Source organism: Cellulomonas humilata (genome assembly GCF_030814415.1).
Lineage (GTDB): Bacteria > Actinomycetota > Actinomycetes > Actinomycetales > Cellulomonadaceae > Cellulomonas > Cellulomonas humilata_A.
In genome coordinates, this window is record NZ_JAUSVB010000004.1 from 131,674 (window position 1) to 152,856 (window position 21,183).

The 21,183-nt window shown below is 72.9% G+C and carries 20 protein-coding genes; 7 read left to right on the forward strand and 13 right to left on the reverse strand.

Annotated features, from left to right (window positions below; genetic code table 11):
* The first annotated feature begins 1 nt into the window (after position 1).
* Genes J2X26_RS14635 through J2X26_RS14645 form a run of 3 tightly spaced genes read left to right on the forward strand, consistent with a single transcriptional unit; the run spans position 2 to position 3,442 of the window.
* The gene (locus J2X26_RS14635; RefSeq protein ID WP_307493392.1) at positions 2–1,924 is read left to right on the forward strand and encodes a [FeFe] hydrogenase, group A; all 1,923 of its coding nucleotides are present in this window, start codon (positions 2–4) and stop codon (positions 1,922–1,924) included.
* Complete coding sequence (locus J2X26_RS14640; RefSeq protein WP_307493394.1) at positions 1,905–2,453, forward strand: NADH-quinone oxidoreductase subunit NuoE family protein; 549 nt, start codon at positions 1,905–1,907, stop codon at positions 2,451–2,453. Before J2X26_RS14635 ends, J2X26_RS14640 begins: the two co-directional genes overlap by 20 nt.
* A complete protein-coding gene (locus tag J2X26_RS14645) occupies positions 2,450–3,442 on the forward strand; it encodes a solute carrier family 35 transporter (protein WP_307493396.1) in 993 nt (330 codons plus the stop codon). Before J2X26_RS14640 ends, J2X26_RS14645 begins: the two co-directional genes overlap by 4 nt.
* 7 nt (positions 3,443–3,449) lie before the next feature.
* Here the strand turns inward: J2X26_RS14645 and J2X26_RS14650 are convergent, their stop codons facing one another.
* The 6 genes from J2X26_RS14650 to J2X26_RS14675 form a co-directional block, all read right to left on the reverse strand.
* Positions 3,450–5,072, reverse strand: a complete 1,623-nt coding sequence (locus J2X26_RS14650) for an NAD(P)-binding protein (RefSeq protein ID WP_307493398.1) — start codon at positions 5,070–5,072, stop codon at positions 3,450–3,452.
* Positions 5,069–6,070 carry a thiamine pyrophosphate-dependent enzyme gene (locus tag J2X26_RS14655; RefSeq protein WP_307493400.1) on the reverse strand — a complete coding sequence of 334 codons (1,002 nt, stop codon included), beginning with the start codon at positions 6,068–6,070 and terminating at the stop codon, positions 5,069–5,071. Before J2X26_RS14655 ends, J2X26_RS14650 begins: the two co-directional genes overlap by 4 nt.
* Positions 6,067–7,272, reverse strand: a complete 1,206-nt coding sequence (locus J2X26_RS14660; RefSeq protein ID WP_307493402.1) for a hypothetical protein — start codon at positions 7,270–7,272, stop codon at positions 6,067–6,069. The genes J2X26_RS14655 and J2X26_RS14660 overlap by 4 nt, the downstream gene beginning before the upstream one ends.
* On the reverse strand, positions 7,256–7,837 hold the full coding sequence (locus J2X26_RS14665) for a 2-oxoacid:acceptor oxidoreductase family protein (protein WP_307493754.1): 582 nt from the start codon (positions 7,835–7,837) through the stop codon (positions 7,256–7,258). Before J2X26_RS14665 ends, J2X26_RS14660 begins: the two co-directional genes overlap by 17 nt.
* A gap of 81 nt (positions 7,838–7,918) precedes the next feature.
* A complete protein-coding gene (locus J2X26_RS14670) occupies positions 7,919–9,295 on the reverse strand; it encodes a wax ester/triacylglycerol synthase domain-containing protein (protein ID WP_307493404.1) in 1,377 nt (458 codons plus the stop codon).
* Between the two features lie 168 nt (positions 9,296–9,463).
* On the reverse strand, positions 9,464–10,273 hold the full coding sequence (locus J2X26_RS14675) for an S-methyl-5'-thioadenosine phosphorylase (protein ID WP_307493406.1): 810 nt from the start codon (positions 10,271–10,273) through the stop codon (positions 9,464–9,466).
* A 101-nt stretch (positions 10,274–10,374) separates the two neighbouring features.
* Here J2X26_RS14675 and J2X26_RS14680 point away from each other — a divergent pair, with 101 nt between their 5' ends.
* Positions 10,375–11,397, forward strand: a complete 1,023-nt coding sequence (locus tag J2X26_RS14680) for an NAD-dependent epimerase/dehydratase family protein (RefSeq protein WP_307493408.1) — start codon at positions 10,375–10,377, stop codon at positions 11,395–11,397.
* A 10-nt stretch (positions 11,398–11,407) separates the two neighbouring features.
* On the opposite strand, the gene J2X26_RS14685 is transcribed toward J2X26_RS14680, so the two are convergent.
* Positions 11,408–12,556: a sensor histidine kinase gene (locus J2X26_RS14685; protein ID WP_307493410.1), complete on the reverse strand. Its 1,149-nt coding sequence runs from the start codon at positions 12,554–12,556 to the stop codon at positions 11,408–11,410.
* Positions 12,553–13,272: a response regulator transcription factor gene (locus J2X26_RS14690; RefSeq protein ID WP_307493412.1), complete on the reverse strand. Its 720-nt coding sequence runs from the start codon at positions 13,270–13,272 to the stop codon at positions 12,553–12,555. Before J2X26_RS14690 ends, J2X26_RS14685 begins: the two co-directional genes overlap by 4 nt.
* A gap of 134 nt (positions 13,273–13,406) precedes the next feature.
* Between J2X26_RS14690 and J2X26_RS14695 the strand changes: the two genes are divergently transcribed.
* Genes J2X26_RS14695 through J2X26_RS14705 form a run of 3 tightly spaced genes read left to right on the forward strand, consistent with a single transcriptional unit; the run spans position 13,407 to position 15,351 of the window.
* Positions 13,407–14,069, forward strand: a complete 663-nt coding sequence (locus tag J2X26_RS14695; RefSeq protein ID WP_307493414.1) for a glycosyltransferase family 2 protein — start codon at positions 13,407–13,409, stop codon at positions 14,067–14,069.
* Positions 14,066–14,722: a TIGR04282 family arsenosugar biosynthesis glycosyltransferase gene (locus J2X26_RS14700; RefSeq protein ID WP_307493416.1), complete on the forward strand. Its 657-nt coding sequence runs from the start codon at positions 14,066–14,068 to the stop codon at positions 14,720–14,722. Before J2X26_RS14695 ends, J2X26_RS14700 begins: the two co-directional genes overlap by 4 nt.
* Positions 14,722–15,351, forward strand: coding sequence for a class I SAM-dependent methyltransferase (locus J2X26_RS14705; RefSeq protein ID WP_307493417.1), 630 nt, complete (start codon positions 14,722–14,724; stop codon positions 15,349–15,351). The genes J2X26_RS14700 and J2X26_RS14705 overlap by 1 nt, the downstream gene beginning before the upstream one ends.
* Before the next feature lie 8 nt (positions 15,352–15,359).
* Here the strand turns inward: J2X26_RS14705 and J2X26_RS14710 are convergent, their stop codons facing one another.
* The 5 genes from J2X26_RS14710 to J2X26_RS14730 all read right to left on the reverse strand — a co-directional run bounded on the left by J2X26_RS14710 (position 15,360) and on the right by J2X26_RS14730 (position 21,162).
* The gene (locus J2X26_RS14710; protein WP_307493419.1) at positions 15,360–15,830 is read right to left on the reverse strand and encodes a hypothetical protein; all 471 of its coding nucleotides are present in this window, start codon (positions 15,828–15,830) and stop codon (positions 15,360–15,362) included.
* A complete protein-coding gene (locus tag J2X26_RS14715) occupies positions 15,827–16,990 on the reverse strand; it encodes a molybdopterin-dependent oxidoreductase (protein WP_307493421.1) in 1,164 nt (387 codons plus the stop codon). The genes J2X26_RS14710 and J2X26_RS14715 overlap by 4 nt, the downstream gene beginning before the upstream one ends.
* A 69-nt stretch (positions 16,991–17,059) precedes the next feature.
* Positions 17,060–18,394 (reverse strand): hypothetical protein, encoded by a 1,335-nt coding sequence (locus J2X26_RS14720; RefSeq protein WP_307493423.1) that lies wholly within the window; start codon positions 18,392–18,394, stop codon positions 17,060–17,062.
* Positions 18,395–18,520: 126 nt separating this feature from the next.
* On the reverse strand, positions 18,521–20,194 hold the full coding sequence (locus J2X26_RS14725) for an ABC transporter permease (RefSeq protein ID WP_307493425.1): 1,674 nt from the start codon (positions 20,192–20,194) through the stop codon (positions 18,521–18,523).
* Positions 20,194–21,162, reverse strand: coding sequence for an ABC transporter ATP-binding protein (locus J2X26_RS14730; protein WP_307493428.1), 969 nt, complete (start codon positions 21,160–21,162; stop codon positions 20,194–20,196). The genes J2X26_RS14725 and J2X26_RS14730 overlap by 1 nt, the downstream gene beginning before the upstream one ends.
* Positions 21,163–21,183: the final 21 nt, after the last annotated feature.

Sequence of the window (21,183 nt, forward strand, 5' to 3'; positions counted from 1 at the left end):
CGTGCCCGTCCCGGCTCGGAACGCCCCCTCGCCTGGGGCGGGGACGAGCACGACGGTCTCGGTCACCGTGGACGGGACGAGGATCGACGTGCCCGCCGGTGTCACGATCCTGGACGCCGCGGACAGCGCGGGAATCCGTATCCCGACCCTCTGCCACCACCCGGACCTGCGCGACGCGGGCGTGTGCCGTGTGTGCGTCGTCGAGGTGGCCGGGCAGCGCGGCCTGCAGGCAGCGTGCACGTACCCCGTGACCGACGGGGTCGCGGTCAGGACCGGCAGCCTGCGCGTGACACAGGCGCGTCGCGACGTCGTCGACCTCTTGCTCGCCGAGCAGGCCGGTGACTGCCCCGCGTGCCTGCGCTACGGCCGGTGCGAGCTGCACGACCTGGCCGCCGAGGTGGGGGCCGGCGGACTCGACTGCCCCGCGCCCGAGCCCGGCCGGCTGGTCGACCTCCTCGGACCGTCCGTCGCCGTGGACCTGAACGCCTGCATCGGCTGCCTGCGGTGCGTGCGTGCCTGTGCCGAGGTGCAGGGCATCGGCGTGCTGGGGGTCGTGGGCCGCGGACCGTCGACCCAGGTGTCCACCTACGGGGGGCTGCCGCTGTCGCAGGTGAGCTGCATCGACTGCGGGCAGTGCGTGAGCCACTGCCCCACCGGCGCACTGCAGGCGGTGGACGGCACCGCCGACGTGCTCGCCGCGCTCGCGGACCCCACCAAGCACGTCGTCATCCAGACCGCGCCGGCACCGCGCGCCGCGATCGGGGAGGAGTTCGGCCTGCCCGCCGGGACGGCGGTCACCTGGCAGCTCAACACCGCGCTGCGCATGCTGGGCTTCGAGCGCGTCTTCGACACGACCTTCGCCGCGGACCTCACCGTGATCGAGGAGGGCACCGAGCTCCTCCTGCGGCTGTACCGGGCGCTCGTCCAGGGCGACACCGCGGTCGCCCTGCCGCAGTTCACGTCCTGCAGCCCCGGCTGGGTGAAGGACCTCGAGCTGCGGTACCCCGAGTACCTCGCCAACCTGTCCAGCTGCCGCAGCCCGCAGCAGATGTTCGGCTCCCTCCTCAAGACCTGGTACGCCCCGGCGCACGGCCTGGACCCGGCCGACGTCGTCTCCGTCTCGCTCATGCCGTGCACCGCGAAGAAGTTCGAGGCGGCCCGGCCCGAGCTGACGCACGACGGGCGGCCGGACGTCGACGTCGCGCTGACCACCCGAGAGCTCGCCCGGATGGTCCGTGGTCGCGGGATCGCGCTGACCGACCTGGCACCCAGCGACTTCGACGACCCGTTCGGCACCGCCACGGGCTCCGGGGTGATCTTCGGCGTGACCGGTGGCGTGATGGAGTCCGCGCTGCGCACCGTCGTCGAGTGGGTGACAGGGCAGCCGGGCGAGGAGTACCTCACCCACGCCGACCTGGCGCCCGTGCGCGGGTTCGACGGTGTGCGCTACGCCGAGGTCACGTTCGATCGGGTCGGCCCGGTGCCACCGATCCTCACCGGGCTCCTGCCGGACCTCGAGTGGCTCCGGGGCGTCACCCTCCGCGTCGCCGTCGCGCACGGCACCGCCAACGCGCACCGGGTCATGGAGGACATCCGGGCCGGCGGCCTGTTCGCGAGCTGCCACTTCATCGAGTTCATGGCCTGCCCCGGCGGCTGCCTGGGTGGTGGGGGGCAACCCGTCCCGGTGACGCCTGCGGTCCGCGCGGCCCGGGCCCGCGCCTTCTACGCGGAGGACGAGCACTATGGCGCCACCGGCCGCACCCGCAAGAGCCACGAGAACCTGGCTCTGCAGAGGCTCTACCGCGACGTGCTCGTGGACGGTCCGTGCGGACCCACCAGCCGCCGCCTGCTGCACACCACGTACACCGCACGCGGGACGTACCTGCCGGTGGGAGGTGAGCCGGGTGCTGAACCTGCCCCCTGAGGCCGACCCCGCCGTCGCAGCCGAGGTTGACAGCCTCGTCGCTGAGCACGGTCGCGACCGCGGTGCGCTCCTTCCCGTGCTCCAGGAGGTCCAGCGCCGCCACGGGGAGATCAGCGACCTGGCCGTCCAGGTGGTCGCCGACCGGTTCGGCGTCCCGCCCGTCGACGTGCTCGGTGTCGTGACCTTCTACCGGTTCCTCGCAGGTCGACGAGGACGGCACGTCGTGCGCCTGTGCCGCACGCTGAGCTGCGCGATGGCGGGGGCGGACGACATCGGTGCGCGGCTCGAGCGCGAGCTGGGCGTGCCGATGGGCGGAACCACCGACGACGGCGCGGTGACGGTGGAGTGGGTGCACTGCATCGGCCAGTGCGACCGGGCGCCGGCCATGCTCGTGGACGACGACGCCGTCGGTGACCTCGACGGTGACCGTGCCGCCGAGACCGTCGCCGCGGTGCGGGCACGCGACCGGACCCTGCGCGACGAGGTCGCCGTCCGGGTCGGGCCGACGGACGACCAGCGATCACCATGACGGGCGGCCTGCTGGCCGCACTGACGACGGCCGTCTGTTTCGGCCTGGCCCCGGTCTGCGCCCGACGGGCGGTCCGACTGATCGGTCCCCTCCGGGCGAACCTCGGACGGATCGGCGTCGCGCTGGTCGTGATGGCCGTGCTCGCGTTCGCGCTGGGTCGCGGAGTCGGCGACCGGTACGCGGCGTTCGCCGCCGCTGGAGCCATCGGCTTCGGCATCGGCGGGATGGCGTTGTTCCGCGCGCTGCCGGCGCTGGGCGCACCACTGGCGTCGATGCTCGTCGAGACGATCGCTGCCGTCACTGCGGGGGCGCTGGCCTGGATCTGGCTCGACGACCGGCTGAGCGCGGCGCAGGTCGCCTTCGCAGGGCTGATCCTCGTGGGAGTCGCGCTCGGCCTGCTCCCCTACGTCCGCACGGCGACGGCGCCGTCCCGCCTGCGCTCCGGCGTCGCGCTCGCCGTGCTGGCCGCGTTCGCCCAGGCGGTGAGCGCGGTGATCAGCAGGCAGGCTCTCCTCGCCATCCAAGGGGCACAGGTCGCCGCCGGTGACACCAGGTCCGTGGCGGCGCGGCTGGACGTCGTCTCGTCGGCCTCCTTCGACCGCCTCACCGGCGGCGCGGCCGTCACGCTCGTCGCGCTGGGCATCGTGGGTCTGCTCCGGAAGCGTCGCGGCGCGTCCAGGCGGCACCCCGACGCGGTGGTGCTCGACGTGCACTCGGACCTCGGTCGGCTCGGGACGGCCCTACCCGATCGACCCTGGTTCTGGGTCAGCGCGAACGCGCTCGTCGGGCCCGTGCTCGGAGTCACTGCCCTGGTCTGGGCACTGCAGACCCTGCAGCCAGGGATCGCGCAGTCCGTCGCGGCCATGGCACCGCTGGTCGCCATCCCGTTCGCGCGCTGGCTGGACGGCACGCGGCCGCCGGCGCGGTACTACCCGGGAGTGATCCTCGCCGTCGCCGGACTGGTCGGTCTCGCGATGGCCGGTGGGTGAGCTCCCCCTACCGCGGCTCGGGAACCATCAGGATCGAGCCGGACGGGCACTCCGCCACGCAGATCCCGCAGCCCTTGCAGTAGTCGTAGTCGATCGCGAACCGCATGCCAGGGCCGAGCTTGATCACCGCGTTGTCCGGGCAGACGCCGTAGCAGTTGTCGCACTCGAAGCAGTTGCCGCAGGACATGCAACGGCGCGCCTCGTACGCGGCGGTCTCGGCGTCGAGCCCTTGGACGACCTCCTCGAACCCGGAGGTGCGCCGGGCTGCCTCCAGACGCGGGCGGACAGCGTGCGGGGCGTCGGCGTAGTACCAGGTGTTCAGGGAGGAGTACTCCGCCAGCGGGGCCTCGGTCGGCTCCACCGCCGCAGCTCTGCGCAGCCACGCATCGATCGCTCGGGCGGCGCGCGCCCCGTGCCCGACGCCGACAGTCACCGTCCGCTGGGCGGGCACCACGTCCCCGCCGGCGAAGATGCCCGGGTGGCCGGTCATGAAGGTGGAGTCCACCTGGACCGACCCGTCGCTGAGCGCGAGGTCCGCGACACCGTCGACGAGCGACAGGTCGCTCTCCTGGCCCAGTGCGAGGACCAGGGAGTCGGCCTCGAGGTCCTCGAACTCTCCTGTCGGCTGGGGGAAGCCGCTGTCGTCGAGCTCCATGCGTTCGACCCGGAGGTGCCCGGCGTCCGCGTGCGCGACGGTGGACAGCCACTTCACGACGACGCCCTCCTCGAGCGCCTCGGCCATCTCCGAGTCGTGCGCGGGCATCCGGTCGCGGGTGCGCCGGTAGACGATGATCGAGTCGGTCGCACCGAGGCGCTTCGCGGTCCGCGCGGCGTCGACCGCGGTGTTCCCGCCGCCGTAGACCACCACCCGGCGGCCGAGCATCGGCGGCTCAGCCTGCGCGACGTCGTGCAGCATCGAGACGGCGTCGACGATCCGCGCCGCCTCGCCGGCGGGCACGTACGCGCGCTTGCCGATCTGCGCGCCGACCGCGAGGAACACGGCGTCGAACCCCTCCGCCATGGCGGCCAGGACGTCGTCCACCCGCCGGCCGAGCTCGAGAGTGATGCCCAGGTCGATGATCCGGGCGATCTCCGCGTCGAGCACGTCCCGCGGCAGCCGGTACGCGGGTATGCCGTAGCGCATCATCCCGCCCGGCTTCGGCGAGGAGTCACGGACGGTGACCTCGTGACCCAGCCGGCGCAGCTGGTACGCGGCGGACAGCCCGGTCGGCCCGGCGCCGACGACGAGGACACGGCGACCGGTCGTCACCGCGGGGACGGGAAGCGTCCAGCCCTGCTCGATGGCGTGGTCGCCGAGGAACCGCTCGACCGCGTTGATGCCGACCGCCTCGTCGAGGAAGCTGCGGTTGCAGGCCGTCTCGCACGGGTGGTAGCAGACACGTCCCATGATCGCGGGGAACGGGTTGGCCTCGACGAGCGTGCGCCAGGCCTGCTCGTACGAGCCGTCCTCAGCGGCGTACAGCCACTTCTGCGGGTCCTCCATGGCGGGGCAGGCGTGCGCGCACGGCGGCGTGAGGTCCACGTAGACCGGTCGCTCCTGGCGCCAGGCTCCCGTGTGGTTGGCCAGGCTCGAACCGACGTCGAGCGTGATGGCGAACGGCTTGGTCACGAGTGCACCTCCTCCAGCAGCCCGTAACGGGCGATGTTCCGGTCGGCGATCGCCTGCAGGCGGTCGATCACGTCGTCGCGCCGCACCGGTGAGAACAGGTGCGCGTACCGGCCCTGCAGCGCGAGGTACTCCTCGACGGGGACGCGGTGCCGGATCGGCCGCACCGACGTGACCTCGCCGCGTTCGGCCTCGAAGACCGGGAAGTAGCCGCTCTCGGTGGCCAGCCGCGCGATCCGCACGGTGTCCTTGGCCGCTGACGCCCAGCCGAGCGGGCACGGGACCAGCACGTGCAGGTAGCGCGCGCCGTGCATCCCCATGGCCTTCTCGACCTTCGCCTCGAGGTCGCGCAGGTCCGCGACGGTGGCCGCCGCGACATACGGGATCTCGTGCGCCATCGCGATGCGCGGCACGTCCTTGCCCTGGCCGAAGACGTTGCCGGGGTGGTCACCGACGGCCTGCGTGGTCATGGTGCGGGCGGCGGGCGGCGTGGCACCCGAGCGCTGCACCCCGGTGTTCATGTAGCCGCCGTTGTCATAGCAGATCGCGAGCACGTCGTCGTTGCGCTCGAACATGCCCGACAGGCACGCGAACCCGATGTCGACCGTCGCCCCGTCGCCGCCCTGCGCGACGACGCGCACGTCCGTCTTCCCCAGGGCACGTAGCCCTGCCGCGACGCCGGTCGCGACCGCGGGGGCGTTGCCGAACAGCGAGTGCAACCACGCCACGCGCCAGGACGTCTCGGGGAACGGCGTCGAGAAGACCTCGAGGCATCCGGTCGCATTCACGGTGACCATCCGGCCACCCGATGCACGCATGGCAGCATCCAGCACGTAGCGCGCGCCGAGCGCCTCGCCGCACCCCTGGCAGGCGCGGTGTCCCGACGTCAGCGAGTTGGCGCGGCCCTGCTCGGACTGCGCGCTGCGCAGCTCGGGGTCGAGCAGCCGGTTCCCGACCGCGAAGCTGCCGACCTGGTAGAACTTCACCGGCGTGGCGCTCATGACCGCACCTCCCTCAGGCTCGGGCGGAGCCGGGCGAGCTCGCGGTCGACGACCGCGGTGTCGAGGTCGAGGAACGTGAGCTCCGGGAGCTCGTCGCGGACCGCACGGCCCAGCAGCTCCCGCAGCGACGTCGTCGTGACGGGTCGGCCGCCCAGCCCCGCGATCACCGTGCGCTGGCCGATCCCGGTCCCGGCCAGCGCGAGCCGGACGTCGCCGGAGACGATCCCGCCCGCCCCGACGGCGAGCGCCCGCTCGATCACGACCACGCGGCGCGCCCCCGCCAGCGCCGCCGCCATCGCGGCGTACGGGAACGGCCGGAACGAGGTGACCCCGAGCAGCCCGACGCTGACGCCCTCGTCCCGCTCGGCGTCGACCACGTCCTGCAGGGTCCCGAACACCGACCCCAGCGCGACGACGACCGTCTGGGCGCCCTCGGTCCGGTAGGGCCGGAGCAGACCGCCCGAGTCCCGCCCGAACCGGTCCGCGAAGTCGGCCGCGACGCGCGGGATCACCTCCAGAGCATCGAGCTGACGCAGGTGAGCGAGGTAGCGCACCTCGGTGAACGCGTCCGGGCCGACCATCGACCCGATCGACACCGGCTCGTCGGGATCGAGGACCTGGCGCGGCTCGAACGGTGGCAGGAACGCGTCGACGCCCGGCGCGTCGAGCACGTCGATCCCCTCCGTGGCATGGGTCAGGACGAACCCGTCCATGCACACCATGACCGGCACGGACAGCTCCTCGGCGATCGCGAACGCCTGCGGGTGCAGGTCCGCGGCCTCCTGGTTGCTCGACGCATACAGCTGGATCCAGCCGGAGTCGCGCTGGGACATCGTGTCGCCATGGTCGTTCCAGATGTTGATGGGCGCCCCGATGGCCCGGTTGGCCACGGTCATCACGATCGGCATGCCCATGCCGGACGCGTTGTACACGGCCTCGACCATGTAGAGCAGGCCCTGGCTCGAGGTCGCCGTGTAGGACCGCGCGCCGACGGCGCTGGCACCGATCGCCCCGGACATGGCGGCGAACTCCGATTCGACGTTCACGTACTCGCACCCGACCAGCTCGCCGGACTTCACCAGCCGGCTGAGCTCCTCGACGATGTGCGTCTGCGGCGAGATCGGGTAGGCGCAGATCACCTGGGGCCGGCACGCGGCGACGGCAGCCGCCACGGCTCGCGAGCCCTCAAGCTGCCGGAGCATGAGCGGCCTCCTCGACGACGCGCCGGTACGCGGCCTCGGCAGCGGCCGCGTTGGACCGCGCGAGCGGTCCGGGGAAGCGCTCCTCGAGGGCGGCGACGACACCGTCGAGGGTGATCACCCCCGTGAGCGCGGCGAACGCGCCCAGCAGCGGGACGTTGGGCACCGGGCGGCCGACGTGCTCCATCGCCAGCTCCGACGCGGGGACGGTCACCACGTGGCCGCGCGGCAGCGCCGCAGCCGCCGACCCGAGCCCGAGCTCGGCAGGCGTCCGCACGGTGTTGAGCAGCACGTAGCCGTCCTGGACCAGCCCGGCGAGCACGTCGACCCGGCCCAGCAGCGACACGTCCTGGATGATCAGCGCGTCGGGTGCGGCGACCGGGTCGTGCGACCGGATCGGCCCGTCCGCGATGCGGCAGAAGGACACGACCGGCGCGCCCGTGCGCTCCGAGCCGAAGCTGGGGAACGCCTGCGCGTGACGGCCTGCGCGGAACGCGGCCACCGAGAGGAGCTCGGCCGCCGTGACCACGCCCTGTCCGCCCCGTCCGTGGATGCGTACCTGGAACATGCTGGCCACCAGCCCTTCGCCTTCCTCCACGAAACGCCTGATCCCCCAGCCGGAGGAGGGCCGAACGTCCCGTCTCGCGGGTCACGCACCCGCCAGGTCGGCCATCGCCGTCAGCTCGGCCCCCACGCGCGACGCGAGCTCGTCGGTCTCGGGGGCGACGTCGGGATCGGTGATCACGGAGACGACGAGCCGTCCGGCGGCCGAGAGCGCGGCGAAGGCGACGCCGACGTTGCCGGCTGTCGCCGCGATCGGCACGAGCTCGAGCACGGGTGTGCCCGCGACGGCGAGCGGCCCCGTTGGACCGCGCACGTTCGAGACGAAGGTGTTGAGCAGGCGCTGCCGGTCGGTGACCCAGTGGAAGGCTCCCGCGCGCCCAGCGATCCGGAAGGCGGGGACCATCAGGGAGCTGGACGATCCCCGCGCCGCGACCTTGCGGGCCCGGGTGGACCGGGCCACCGCCGCCACCCGGTCGCGCGTCGCACCGGTGAGGGGAACCGGGATGAGCATGGCTCCGACGCTGTTTCCGGGCTCGTCGACGAGAGCTGCGGGGTGGCCGGACACCGGGACGGAGGCGACGAGGCGATCCGGGTGCTCGCCCCGCGCGGCCAGCACCTGCGCCATCGCACTCGTCGTCGCCACGAGCAGGAGGTCGTTGAACGAGCAACCCTGACGATGCGCGGCCGCCAGCAGCGGCGCCAGGGCGACGTCGACGGCGGCGATGCGGCGCCGCGGACCGGTCGGCCTGTTCAGCGAGGTCCGCGGCGCGCCTGTGCCGAACCACGGTCCCGGGCCCAGCTCGAGTCCGCCCTGCCACAGCCGTGCGAGCGCCCGAGGCAACCCGGCGATCCGGCGCCGGAGCGCGGCTCCGTTCTCGAGGAGCAGGTCCGGCGCGCGCGGCGGCAGCAGCACGTCGGCGGGCGGCAGGTCGGCGGGCCCGGCTCCGTCGAGCAGCCGCTGCAGCACCCACAGGCCGGCGACGCCGTCGGTCACCGCGTGATGTGCGACCAGCACCAGCGCGGCGGGTCGGCCGTCGGGTGTGCTGACCACATGCACCCGCCACAGCGGCCGGGTGCGTGGCAGCGGCTCCGTCAGGGCTGTCGCGGCCACGTCGAGCACCGCGGCGGTGTCGCCCGCCGCGCACACCTGGTGACGGAGATGGGCCTGCGGGTCGAACGTGTCGTCATCCACCCAGTACGGACGGCCCAGCACGACGGGCGGCGTCACCAGTCGTTGTCGCAGCCGCGGCACACGGCCGAGCCGGTCGACGAGGGCGAGCACGAGCTCGTCGCTCGTCGCGCCCGCCCCGAGGAGCACGACGACGCCGACGTTCAGCGGCGCAGGGCCGACGTCGGAGACGAGCTCGGCCAGGTCGCTATGGTCGATCCGGTCCACGGACCGGCGCCCCCAGGCTCGGTGCGACAGGCCCCCGGCCGGCGAGGTGGTACGTGTTCCGACCATGGCCCGGCCTCCCGTCCAGAGCTCCTGGTCTGAGGCAAGCAGCGCGTGCCGGACGGTTCCAGGGCCCAAGGACCCGAGATTGGTCCCGGAACGGCCCGGCATGGGAATCCTGGCTCTCGCCCGCTTCGGCTCGGCGATGTTCGCGCCGATGGGCCGGCGGCCGGCGCGTCAGGGGAGCTCGAAGGGCAGCGGCAAGCCGTCGAGCGCGTGCCGGCAGGTGCACTCGTCGTCCAGCGGCAGAGCCTCCACGAGCTGGCCGAGAAGTGTTCGCAGCCGGTCGACGCTGCGCGCGAACTCCGCCAGGACTGCCTGGTGCGACACTGCGCCTGCCGCCTCGACCCCGGCGTCCGCGTCGGTCACCACGGCGAGGCTGGTGTAGCACAGGGCGAGTTCTCGGGCGAGTGCCGCCTCGGGCATGCCGGTCATCCCGACGATGGTGCCGCCGGCCGCGGCGTTGCTCCGCGACTCGGCACGCGTGGAGAAGCGTGGGCCCTGGATCACGATCATCGTGCCGCCGTCGACCACCTGCATCGCTGGGTCGGGCAGCGCCCTGACGGCCTGGCGGCCCTGGGGGCAGTAGGGGTCCGCGAGCCCGACGTGCACGACCGCCCCGACGTCGTCATAGAACGTGGACGCCCGCCCCCAGGTGCGGTCGACCAGCTGGTCCGGGATGACCAGCGTGCCCGGTGCGAGGTCGGGACGCAGGGCGCCCACTGCGGACGGGCCCAGGACGCGCCGCACCCCGAGCGTCCGCAACGCCCACAGGTTGGCCCGGTAGTTCACGCGGTGCGGGGGGAACCGGTGGTCCGCACCGTGACGTGGGAGGAACACGACCTGCCGGCTCCCGAGGCGGCCGACGGTCGGAGGATCGCTGGGTTCGCCGAACGGCGTGCGCACCGACACCTGCTCCGCGTCGTCGAGGAGACGGTAGAGGCCGGAGCCTCCGATGATGCCGACGGGCGACGCGCTGCTTGCCATGCGATCGACGGTAGCGGGCCGCCTCGACCCGGATGCGCTCCCGTGGAATCCGTCAGCGTCCCGTCATGCTCGGAGTCAGAGAGCGCGAGCATGCTGGGCGGGTGCGCATCCTCGTCACCGGCGGAGCCGGGTTCATCGGTCGACCCACTGTCGAGCGGCTCGTGGCGTATGGACACGACGTGACCGTCCTCGACCTGGTGCGGCCGGCCCCCCGACCGGGAGAGGTCACGGCTGTGCCGGGGGCGAGCCTGGTGGTGGGCGACGTGCGGGACGAGGACACCCTCCTGCCGGCAGTCCGGGGCTCGGACGTGGTCGTGCACCTGGCAGCGAAGGTGGGCCTCGGTGTCGACGTCGACGACATCGTCGACTACGTCTCCGCCAACGACCTGGGCACGGCGACCGTCCTGCGCGTGGCGCACCGCGTCGGCGTCGGTCGCGTCGTGTTCGCCAGCTCGATGGTGGTGTACGGCGAAGGCGCGTATCACTGCCCGGAGCACGGCCGCGTCGCCCCGGGGCCCCGGCGGCTGGCGGACCTCGAGGTGGGCGTCTTCGATCCGCGTTGCCCGCGGTGCGACGCCGTGCTGGTTCCCGCCGTGGTGACCGAGGACGCACCGCTCGATCCACGCAACGTCTACGCCGCGACGAAAGTGCACGGCGAGCACCTGCTGGGAGCCTGGGCGCGGGAGACGTCCGGTGGCGCGTTCGCGCTGCGGTTCCACAACGTCTACGGACCTGGGATGCCCCGCAACACGCCGTACGCCGGGGTGGCGTCCTTGTTCCGGTCGGCGCTCGCCGCGGGACGGGCGCCGCGGGTGTTCGAGGACGGTGCCCAGCGTCGGGACTTCGTGCACGTGGACGACGTCGCCCAGGCTGTGGTCGCGGCCGCCACGGCAGACGCCGGCCCGGGGCTCGTCGTCCCTCTCAATGTCGGCTCCGGGACCGTGACCACCGTCGGCGGACTGGCGCAGGCGCTGGCGGACACTCTCGACGGGCCCGCACCGGTCGTGACCGGAGAGTTCCGGATCGGTGACGTCAGGCACGTGACCGCCTCGTCGGACCGGGCGGCGCAGGTGCTGGGCTGGACGGCGCAGATCGGGCTCCGCGCTGGTCTGGCGACCTGCTGACCAGCTGCAGTCAGTCCTGGAGCACCGTGGCGGTGGTCTCCGCCGGTGCCGGCAGCCGGACCTCGAACAGGCATCCTGCGTCGGTCGGCTCGACGTCCACCCGGCCGCCGTGTGCCGCGACGACGGTCCCGACGATGGCCAACCCGAGCCCCTTCGACCCAGTCTCCCGCTGGCGTGTGCCATGGACCCCGCCACCCTGGAACCCCTCCTCGAACACGTGCGCGCGCTCCTCGGCCGGGATCCCTCCGCAGGTATCCTCGACGGCGACACGCACCTGGCCGTCGTGCCGGTAGCCGGCAACGCGCACGGTGCCGCCACGTCCGCTGCTCCGCACGGCATTGCCGACAAGATTGTCGAGAACCCGGGCGAGCTCGTCGGGGAGGCCCACCACCTCCAGCCCAGGTTGGACGTCGACGATCAGGACGACGTCCTGGGCGACGGCCGCGGGTGCCGAGTGGGCGAGCACGTCGGTCAGGACTGCGCTCAGCTCCACCGTCTGCGGCGGCCGGGCCGGTGCCGGCCCGTCGGGGCGCGACAGGTCGGTGAGGTCATCGATCATCCGCCCCATCCGCTCCACGGCGGCCCCGATGCCGAGGTAGGCGGTGTCGGTGTCCGTGATCACCCCGTCCTTCAGCCCTTCGATCGTCGCGCCGACGCCGGACAGCGGTGACCGCAGGTCGTGCGTGACGAATGCCACGACCTGCCGGCGCGCGGACTCCAGGGCACGTTCCCGCTCCCGCGACGCCTCGAGCCGTACCCGGGTCCTGGCCAGCTCGGACGAGAGCTCCGCGAGCTCGGCCGTCACGGGTGCCGCCGCCGGGATGCCTGCCTCGGTCGCGAGGCCGCGCGCCTGCGCACCGACTGCACGGACGTCGGCGAGCACGAAGCGGCCGAGCAGGACCGCGAGCACGACCGCGGGTAGTGAGGAGAGCCCGAGGACCAGGCGAGCGACCGCCGCGTCGTGCTCCGAGAGGAACATCGCCCCGACGTTCACCCAGATCGCCAGCGCGACGACGGCGACGGGGACAAGGGCCGTCACGACCATCGCTGCGACAAGGGAAACGCGGCGCACTCGGTTGACGACGAGCGCGCCGACGACCCCGACACCGACCGCGCAGAGTGCGGTCATGCCGGCGATGAACCAGAGGTCCCGGCTCATCTCGACGCCTCAACCAGCGATGCCGTCAGCTCGTCGGCGGTGCCGAGCCGGTAGCCCGTTCCTCGCACGGTCGTGAGCAGCGTCGGCTCCGACGGGTCGGGCTCGAACTTCCGACGGAGGCGACGGACGTGCACGACGACCGTCGAGTCGTCGCCGAAGTCCCAGCCCCACACGCGACGCAGCAGCTCACGCGTGCCGAACGTCGACCCGGCGTGCTGCGCGAGGAAGAGCAGCAGGTCGAACTCGCGCGGGGCCAGCACCTGCTCGGACCCGCCCAAGGACACGGAACGGGTGGACGGTTCCAGCGTCAAGGGGCCGACAGTGACCGATCGCAAGCCGTCACCGGGATGGATGTCACCTCGCCGCAGCAAGGCGTGCACGCGCAGGACGAGCTCGCGCGGGCTGAAGGGCTTGGTCAGGTAGTCGTCGGCACCGAGCTCCAGTCCGATGATCCGGTCGTCCACGCTGCCGAGACCGGAGAGCAGGACCACCGGGGTGCGGTCGGCGTCGGACCGCATCCGGCGCAGCAGGTCGAGCCCCGAGGCGCCGGGAAGCCGCACGTCGAGCACGACGGCGTCGGGCCGGGTCTCCCGCCAGAGGCGCTCGCCCTCGCGGGCGTCGCCTGCGACTCTGGCCCGCACGCCGTCCGCCTCCAGGTACGCGGCCACGCTGCGCGCCACGAGCTCCTCGTCGTCGACCACCAGCACACTGGGCATGGTTGTCACGCTAGTCCGCGTCCCGTGGTGCGGCTGACCCGATCCGGCCCGGGGCGCCCTGTGCAGCGGATCCGTCATCGAACGGTCATCCCGGCCGAGCCCGCCGGCCGGCCGAGCCCACCTAGCGTGGACGGGTGACTGGTGGCGACCCGACGGTGGACCTGGTGCTGCCCTGCCTCGACGAGGCGGCCGCGCTCGCCTGGCTCCTGCCGCGGGTGCCGCCGAGTCTGCGGGTGATCGTCGTCGACAACGGGTCGACCGACGACACGGCCGACGTCGCACGCGAGCTCGGCGCTCGCGTCGTCCGGGAGGACCGCCGCGGGTTCGGAGCGGCCTGTCACGCCGGCCTGCTCGCCGCGACCGCGGACGTGGTGGCGTTCATGGACGCCGACGGCACCCTCGACCCCGGACAGCTCGACCGGGTGCTCGACCCACTGCGCGAGGGGGCCGATCTCGTCCTGGGTCGTCGGCGCCCCACGTCTGCGGCCGCCTGGCCGTGGCACCTGCGCGTCGCGAACAAGGTCCTGGTCCACCGGCTGGAACGCCGGACCGGGTTGCGGCTGGCGGATCTCGGACCGATGCGAGCCGCCCGCAGAGCGGCCCTGCTCGAGCTCGACCTGCACGACCGGCGCTCGGGCTACCCGCTGGAGATGGTGGTCCGCGCGGCCGACGACGGCTGGCGGATCAGCGAGGTCGACGTCGACTACGAGCTGCGGACGGGTCGCTCGAAGGTGACGGGTACCCCGTTGGGCGTGGTCCGCGCGGTGCGCGACATGTCCACGGTGCTGGCCTCATGACCGTCCCGGCCGAACCCGCACGGGCCGTCGTGCTGCTCGCCAAGGCGCCCGTCGCCGGACGCGTCAAGACCCGGCTGCACAGCGCCTTCAGTCCGCACGACGCAGCGACCCTGGCCCAGGCCGCGCTCGAGGACACCCTCGCCGCGATGTCGTCGACCTCGGCGACCCACAGGGTCGTGGCTCTGGACGGAGAGCCCGGCCCGTGGCTCCCGCCGGGCTTCGATGTCGTGGCGCAGCCGCCGGGCGGCCTTGGTGTCAGGTTGGCGGCCGCCTTCCGTGGCGTTCTCGAGCGCACCGGGCACTCCCCTGCCGTGCTGGTCGGGATGGACACCCCTCAGCTCGGGGGGCACCTCGCGACCGTCGACTTCGCCGACGCCGACGCCGTGCTCGGTCTGACCGATGACGGAGGCTACTGGGCGATCGGGTTGCGGGAGGCAGACGACCGCGTCTTCGACGGTGTACCTATGTCGACGGCCCGGACGGGTGCGACCCAGCTCCGTCGGCTCCGGGACCTCGGGCTCCGAGTGCGGCTCCTCCCCCGGCTCCGTGACGTCGACGTGCCCACCGACGCGCGCGCGGTTGCGCTCGACGCTCCCGGGACGCAGTTCGCGGCCACGTGGCGCCGCCTCACCGACGACCGGGCGCCGCGCTGATGCGCCCGCACCCCATGACGCTGTACGAGGCTGCGCTCGACGGAGAGCCCGTCGTCGCCCTGGGTTCGGGCGGCATCGTCACGCTCGCCGTGGAGCGCTGGACGGACGAGCCGGACGCCATCGACGACCTGATGCTCGCGCGGTGCGAGGCCCCGGTGCTCGACGTCGGCTGTGGCCCGGGTCGACTCGTCGGCGCCTTGAACGCTCGTGGCATCCCGGCTCTAGGCATCGACATCTCGTCCCGAGCTGTCCAGCACGCGCGCCGCCGCGGGGCGACCGTCCTGCGGCGTGCCGTCGAGCACCACATTCCCGCCGAGGGCCGGTGGGGCACGGTCCTGCTCGCCGACGGGAACATCGGCATCGGCGGCGACCCGGCCGCGCTGCTCGACCGGTGTCGCGCCCTCGTCGGGACCCGCGGCCTCGTCCTGGTGGAGACCGACGCCGACGCCGACGCCGACGACACCGCGCCACTGACCCTGCGCCGTTCCGACGGTCGAACCAGTCGCCCGATGCCGTGGGCGCGGATCGGTGTGCACGCACTCGCCCGGCTCGCCCCGCGGTGCGGGTTCGCCGTGCTGGAGCAGTGGCACCTCCAGGGTCGGACGGTCGTCGCTCTGCGGGCGCTCTGAGGCGCTGGTCAGTCGGCGTCCTCGCGCGGCAGTAGGTCCGGATCCACGGGTTCGGGTGCCCGCGGCCGATCGCGCGCCGTGCCGACGGCCGCGCCCACCAGGACGGCGAGGACCAGGACTGCCGTCGCGACGACGAGAGAAGTCGTCAGCGGCACAGGGACCACGGACGGGTCACGGCGCATGCCGGAGGCCACGACGATGACGACGGCGAAGATCGCGAGGACGGCCGCGCCCAGAGCCCCGGCCCGCAGCGCCGGACGCCAGCCCACCGGCACCCGCGGCAGGACGAGCGCGCCGAGGACCACCGCTGCCGGTGCCAGCACGGCGTCGTGCACCGCCACTCCACCGGCCAACCAGAGCAGCACGGACGGCCACTGGCCCTGCGGAACGGACGTCAGCCCGACGACGACACCGACGCCGACCAGCACGACCCCGGCGCCCAGCAGGACGAGGCGCCCGGTGGTCCAGGTCTCGGTCATGCCTCCACGACCTCGATCCGTTCGAGCCACTTGGTCTGCAGGACGCCCGGCCGGTTCGGCGCGATCAACCGCGCCGGATACCCGTGGTCGACGTGCAGCGGCTCACCGCCGAGCCGGAGCGCGACGACGCTGTCGGGATGCGTGGCGTAGGCGCCCGGCAGCACGGACTCGTTGTACGAGCCGGCCTCCTGCAGGCTCACGAACCGGACATCGGCATCGGACCGATCGCTCACCGCGGCGATGAGATCGACCACCCGTACCCCCTGCCACGAGGCGGTCGTGCTCCAGCCTTCGACGCAGGCGATCGGGAGGACGACCGTGACCTGGGGCATCGCCTCCATGTCGGTCCGGGAGAGCCGGACGGTCCCGCGAGGCCCACCGACGGTGAGCCGCCAGGCGGGGTCGGTCGCACGGTCCAGCACTCCCGCGCTCCGCGCCGTGCGGTTCACGGGCACTCCCTGGACGCCGACTCCGGACTGCCGGGGCGAGAGGACCGCGGCGTCGGACAGCGGCGTGACCGTCTGCCCCACGGTCAGTGCCGTCAGGCCGAGAACGGTCATCGCGGTGCCCGCGAGGAACCCGCGCCGCGTCGGCCCGTCGTGCTCGCCGTCCACCTCCTGACCGAGCGGGCGCCGCAAGGCGGCCGCGATGGTCGGAAGCTTCACCGCGACGTGTATGACGATCGACCCCACGAGCACCCACGCGACGGCGAAGTGCACCCGCACGAAGGAGAACGACCACGGGTACCACTGGAAGATGTTGAGGAGCCCCGTGACCAGCTGGAAGATCGCGGTGGCGACGAGGACGGCCACCGACCCTCGTTCGAGCAGGTGCAGCGGTCCGCGCAGCCGTGGACGTTGGAACAGGGCCGGGTAGGCGGTGTACAGCTTGGCCAGCAGCAGTGGCAGCGCGGCCAGCCCCGCAGCGACGTGCAGGCCCTGGCTCAGCCGGAACCCCCAGACCGGCAACGGCGAGAACGAGACCCAGGCGACGGGATGCTGGTGCAGGTGGGACAGCAACCCCGTGACGAACGCCGTGCCGATCGCCGTGGCCAGCAGGACTCCGACCCGGGCCACGACGCGCGGGTCGTGCACCGGCGACCGGAAGTCCGCCTGATCCGGCGGCTGCCGCCGGAGGTCGCTCAGCCGGGTGCGGGCCACGCCTCGACCCTAGGTCGGCCGTCGTCGGTCGGACCGTGCCCGACGATGACGGCTACCTGACGGTCCGAGTCACCAGGGCGAGACGAGCACGATCTGCAGTGCGATCGTCGCGGTCGCCTGCGCGACGAGCCACCCCCGTCGGTCCGCGAGCGTCGCCGCCGCGGGAAGCACCCAGCACGCCAGAGGCAGCCAGATGCGTTCCACCTCCCCGCGCTCCACGCCGGACAGGGCGCCGACGAGCGCCGCGCCCAGAGCGACGACCACGAGGAGCTGGACGGTCCGCGGCAGGAGACGCAGGCCCACGAGCCCACCGATGCCGGCCGGGCCGACGACAGCGCCGAGCAGGACGAGATCGGCGACCAGGAAGTACAGGTACGGCCGGTCCGCGGCACGGCCCAGCGTGGACGCCACGTGCGTAGCGGCGATGCCGTCCGGCAGCCAGAACCCGGCTGCGCCCCAGGCCGCCACGGAGGCCAGCACCGCTGCGCCGGCCACGACGGTGGGAGCCCACCGCCTCGTGACGAACCCGACGACCAGGGCGAGCGCGCCCATCGGGAGCAACCCGTAGGACAGGTACGGGCACAGCCCCAGGACCAGCCCCGCGGCGAGCGCCCACGGCCAGGACCGCCCGTCCCGGGTGGAGGCGATGGCGAGCAGGGCGACGCCCCACGCCAGGACACCGGTGAAGAGCGCGTCGGCCGACGTCGCCAGCCACAGCGCTGCCGGTGCGAGCACGACGGCCGGCAGCGCGCGACGCACCGTCTCCTCGCCGGGCGGGCCTGCGAGTGCGCGCACCGTGAGACCCACCGCCACGACCGAGCTCGTCCCCACCACCACGACCAACGCCGCCATCCACCACTCGCCGCCCAGTCCCAGGCGGTCGAGCCCACCGAGCAGCAACGGCAGACCCGGTGGATGGCCGCGCACGTGCACCGGGTAGCTCAGGGCGCGATCGGTGAAGGTGCGCAGGAACTCTCCCGGGTCCTGGGCCACGAGGGGCACGACCGCCAGGTAGTCGTTCTCGTCCGTCAGCGGCGCGGCGATCGCGTCGAGACCATCCGTCGCTGCCAGGAGCACGGCGAACGTGGTCGACGCTCCCCACCCGGCCAGGAGGACAGGACGCCAGCCTGCGGTGCGGGCGAAGCGAGGTCCCTGAAGCACGACGACCGCTGCGACGGCCACCGCGAGGCCGGTGCCGACCGCCACGCGACCGTGCAGGTACCCGATGAACGGCGGCGCGCTCCCGTAGGTGACGACCGCTCCACGGTCCGCGAGAGCGAGCCCCGCAGCCCAGAGAACGCCCAGCCCCACCAGCCACAGCGCGACCGCGAGCACGGCTCGTCGCGTGTCGACCACCGGTGCTGTCCGCTCCCCTGCGGCGGTGCCCGGCGGCCGTGGTCCCACGTGTTCACCCTGGCACGGCGGAACCTCGATCGACATGACGGGCAGATGACAGCGACGGGCGCACTCCCCGTCGTCCCCCGGCCGGCGCGGAACGGTCTCCGCGCCGGGCCGGGCGACGGATGCGCGTCAGGCCGTCCCGATGTCGCGACGTCGGAGCCCGACGAGGGCCAGGAGGAACAGCACGCCCGCCGTCGTCGTCAGGCCGACGAACGCCGGCCAGCTGAGCTCCTCGGTGAACGCGGCAGACACCCAGAAGAACGGGGAGATCCAGCTCGCGGCCTCCGGGAGGTCCTCGAAGAGACCGCCGAACATGCCGATGACGAAGCTGTACGCCAGGAGCGCCCAGCCGACGCCTGCCGCCCGGGGCATCCACCCGTACAACGCTGCCGTGAGGGCCAGATAGACCAGGACCGCAGGCAGGTAGCCGACGAACACCGCCGTGTACTCACCGGCGCCGGGGCCGCCGCCGTCCACGGCCACGGTCCCGAGCCAGACGGCGTAGACGCTCACGGCGAGGAGCGCTGCGGCCCCCAGGCCGGCGACGACGAGCTGCGCGGCGAGCCAACACGTGCGTGCGACAGGCAGGGCGAGCATGACCTCGGCGCGACCGGCGCTCTCCTCGCCCTTGACTGCATGTCCCATCACGATCGCGTAGGCCGCACAGGCAGCAGCACCGTAGAGCATGAGCACGCCGAGGAAGCCCAGTGTGAACTGGTCCGGGTTGTCGCCGAAGATCGCAGCGACCGCGGGGTTGTCCTGCACGAGGCCGCCCACCATGTCGTCGATGTCCGGCAGCATCGTGCCCGACGCGAACCACATGAGTCCTAGACCCAGGCACGACCAGCCGAGTGGGGCGCGTTGTTGCAGCCAGGCGAGCGAGATCGGGCTTCGCAGGGACGACCTGGCGTCGGCGCGACCCTTGCGGGCGGGGAGCAGACCGGCGTCGAAGTCGCGGTGCGAGGCAAGGGCCGACGCGAGCCACAGCAGCAGAGCAATTGCGGTGACACTGATCAGCAAGGGCCACCAGCGCAGGTCGACGAAGGCGCGCATCTGCTGCGCCCAGGCGATCGGCGAGAGCCAGGACAGCGCGCTGCCACCCACCTCGCGCATGTCGCCTGCGGCACGGACGACGAACGCGACAGCGAACACCGCGAGGCTCATCCCCGTGGCGGCGCGGGCGTGCGCCGTGACCTGGCACAGCACGAGAGCGACGGCACCGAACACCACCGCGCTGAGCGCCGAGCCCACGGTCATGGCGAACGAGTCGACCAGCGGCAGGTCGCCGATGGCGACCATCGTGAGTGCCGAGACGACGGCGATGACGGCGTTGACGACACCGAGGGTGATCAGGGAGGCGACGGCCGGCGCGTGCCTGCCGACGGTCGCTGCCCGCAGGAGCTCGGCTCGGCCGGACTCCTCCTCGGCGCGAGTGTGCCGGACGACGTGCAGGATGCTCATGATGGCCAGGGCGAGCACTACCCAGGTGATGCCCTCGTTCGCCATCGCGACGCCGGTGGTGTAGTCGTCCATCCCGTACCCCGGGCCGCCCATGATGATGCCCGCCGGCGTCTCCATCACAGCTGCCCTGCCCTGCTGGGCGACAGGGTCCGCGAACAGGGTGTCGAGCGCGAACGTGAAGTAGGCGTAGAAGCCCGCCACCGACACGGTCCACACGCCGAGGCGGACGCGGTCGCGGCGCACGATGAACCGGACGAGCTGCCAGGTGCCGGTGAGTGTGCTTCCGCCGCTCTCCTGACTCGACTCCGTCGATGCCAACGGTCGGATCGTCGTGGTCGTCATCATCCACGCGCCTGTGCGACCGGTCGAGCACTGTCGGCGGCATCCACGCCGTCGCCGTAATGGCGCAGGAAGAGCTCTTCCAACGACGGAGGCGCCGCGGTCATGGTGTGCACGCCCATCGTGCCGAGCGCCGTCAGGACACCGGCGATCTGCGTGTTCTCGACGTCGAACGTCACCCTGTTGCCGGACTGCGTCGGTGTGACCTGCAGGTCGTGCACGCCGGGCAGCGCGGCCAGGCTGCCCGGGTCGGTGTCGACCACTGCGCTCACCGCCGACCGTGTCAGGTGGCGCAGCTCGTCCAGGGTGCCCGACTCCACCGCGCGCCCGGCTCGGATGATCGTCACGGTGTCGCACACCTTCTCGACCTCCGAGAGGATGTGGCTGGACAGCAGTACCGACACCCCTTCAGACGTGGCCTGTCGCACGTAGTCGGTGAACACCGCCTCCATCAGCGGGTCGAGTCCGGACGTGGGCTCGTCGAGCACGAGCAGGTCGACGTCGGACGCCAGGGCCGCTACGAGGGCAACCTTCTGCCGATTGCCCTTGGAGTACGTCCCGGTCTTCTTCGTGGGGTCGAGCTCGAAGCGCTCGAGGAGCTCGGCCTTGCGCCGCCGGTCCGCCCTGCCGCGCAGCCGGGTGAGGAGGTCGATCGCTTCGCCGCCGGTGAGGTTGGGCCACAGCGAGACCTCGCCGGGCACGTAGGCCAGGCGCCGGTGCACGGCGACCGCGTCACGCCACGGGTCGCCGCCCAGCAGGCGCACTGACCCCGAGTCGGCCCGGAGCAGGCCGAGCACCACCCGGATAGCGGTGGACTTGCCGGCGCCGTTCGGCCCCAGGAACCCGGCGACCTGCCCCGCGGGGACCGTGAGGTTCAGGCCGTCGAGCGCGTGGACCGTGCCGAAGGACTTGTGGAGGTTCTCGATCTGGATCGCGGGCGCGCTCGCGCGCGCCGAGGTGAGGCTGGTCATGGCTGTTCCTTGTCGTCGAAG

Coding starts and splice junctions, on each gene's coding strand:
- J2X26_RS14700 (WP_307493416.1), top strand. CDS start 14,066: ATGACCGTCCCGGCCGAACCCGCACGGGCCGTCGTGCTGCTCGCCAAG.
- J2X26_RS14645 (WP_307493396.1), top strand. CDS start 2,450: ATGACGGGCGGCCTGCTGGCCGCACTGACGACGGCCGTCTGTTTCGGC.
- J2X26_RS14730 (WP_307493428.1), bottom strand. CDS start 21,162: ATGACCAGCCTCACCTCGGCGCGCGCGAGCGCGCCCGCGATCCAGATC.
- J2X26_RS14660 (WP_307493402.1), bottom strand. CDS start 7,272: ATGCTCCGGCAGCTTGAGGGCTCGCGAGCCGTGGCGGCTGCCGTCGCC.
- J2X26_RS14725 (WP_307493425.1), bottom strand. CDS start 20,194: ATGACGACCACGACGATCCGACCGTTGGCATCGACGGAGTCGAGTCAG.
- J2X26_RS14690 (WP_307493412.1), bottom strand. CDS start 13,272: ATGCCCAGTGTGCTGGTGGTCGACGACGAGGAGCTCGTGGCGCGCAGC.
- J2X26_RS14705 (WP_307493417.1), top strand. CDS start 14,722: ATGCGCCCGCACCCCATGACGCTGTACGAGGCTGCGCTCGACGGAGAG.
- J2X26_RS14665 (WP_307493754.1), bottom strand. CDS start 7,837: ATGTTCCAGGTACGCATCCACGGACGGGGCGGACAGGGCGTGGTCACG.
- J2X26_RS14710 (WP_307493419.1), bottom strand. CDS start 15,830: ATGACCGAGACCTGGACCACCGGGCGCCTCGTCCTGCTGGGCGCCGGG.
- J2X26_RS14655 (WP_307493400.1), bottom strand. CDS start 6,070: ATGAGCGCCACGCCGGTGAAGTTCTACCAGGTCGGCAGCTTCGCGGTC.
- J2X26_RS14675 (WP_307493406.1), bottom strand. CDS start 10,273: ATGGCAAGCAGCGCGTCGCCCGTCGGCATCATCGGAGGCTCCGGCCTC.
- J2X26_RS14685 (WP_307493410.1), bottom strand. CDS start 12,556: ATGAGCCGGGACCTCTGGTTCATCGCCGGCATGACCGCACTCTGCGCG.
- J2X26_RS14670 (WP_307493404.1), bottom strand. CDS start 9,295: ATGGTCGGAACACGTACCACCTCGCCGGCCGGGGGCCTGTCGCACCGA.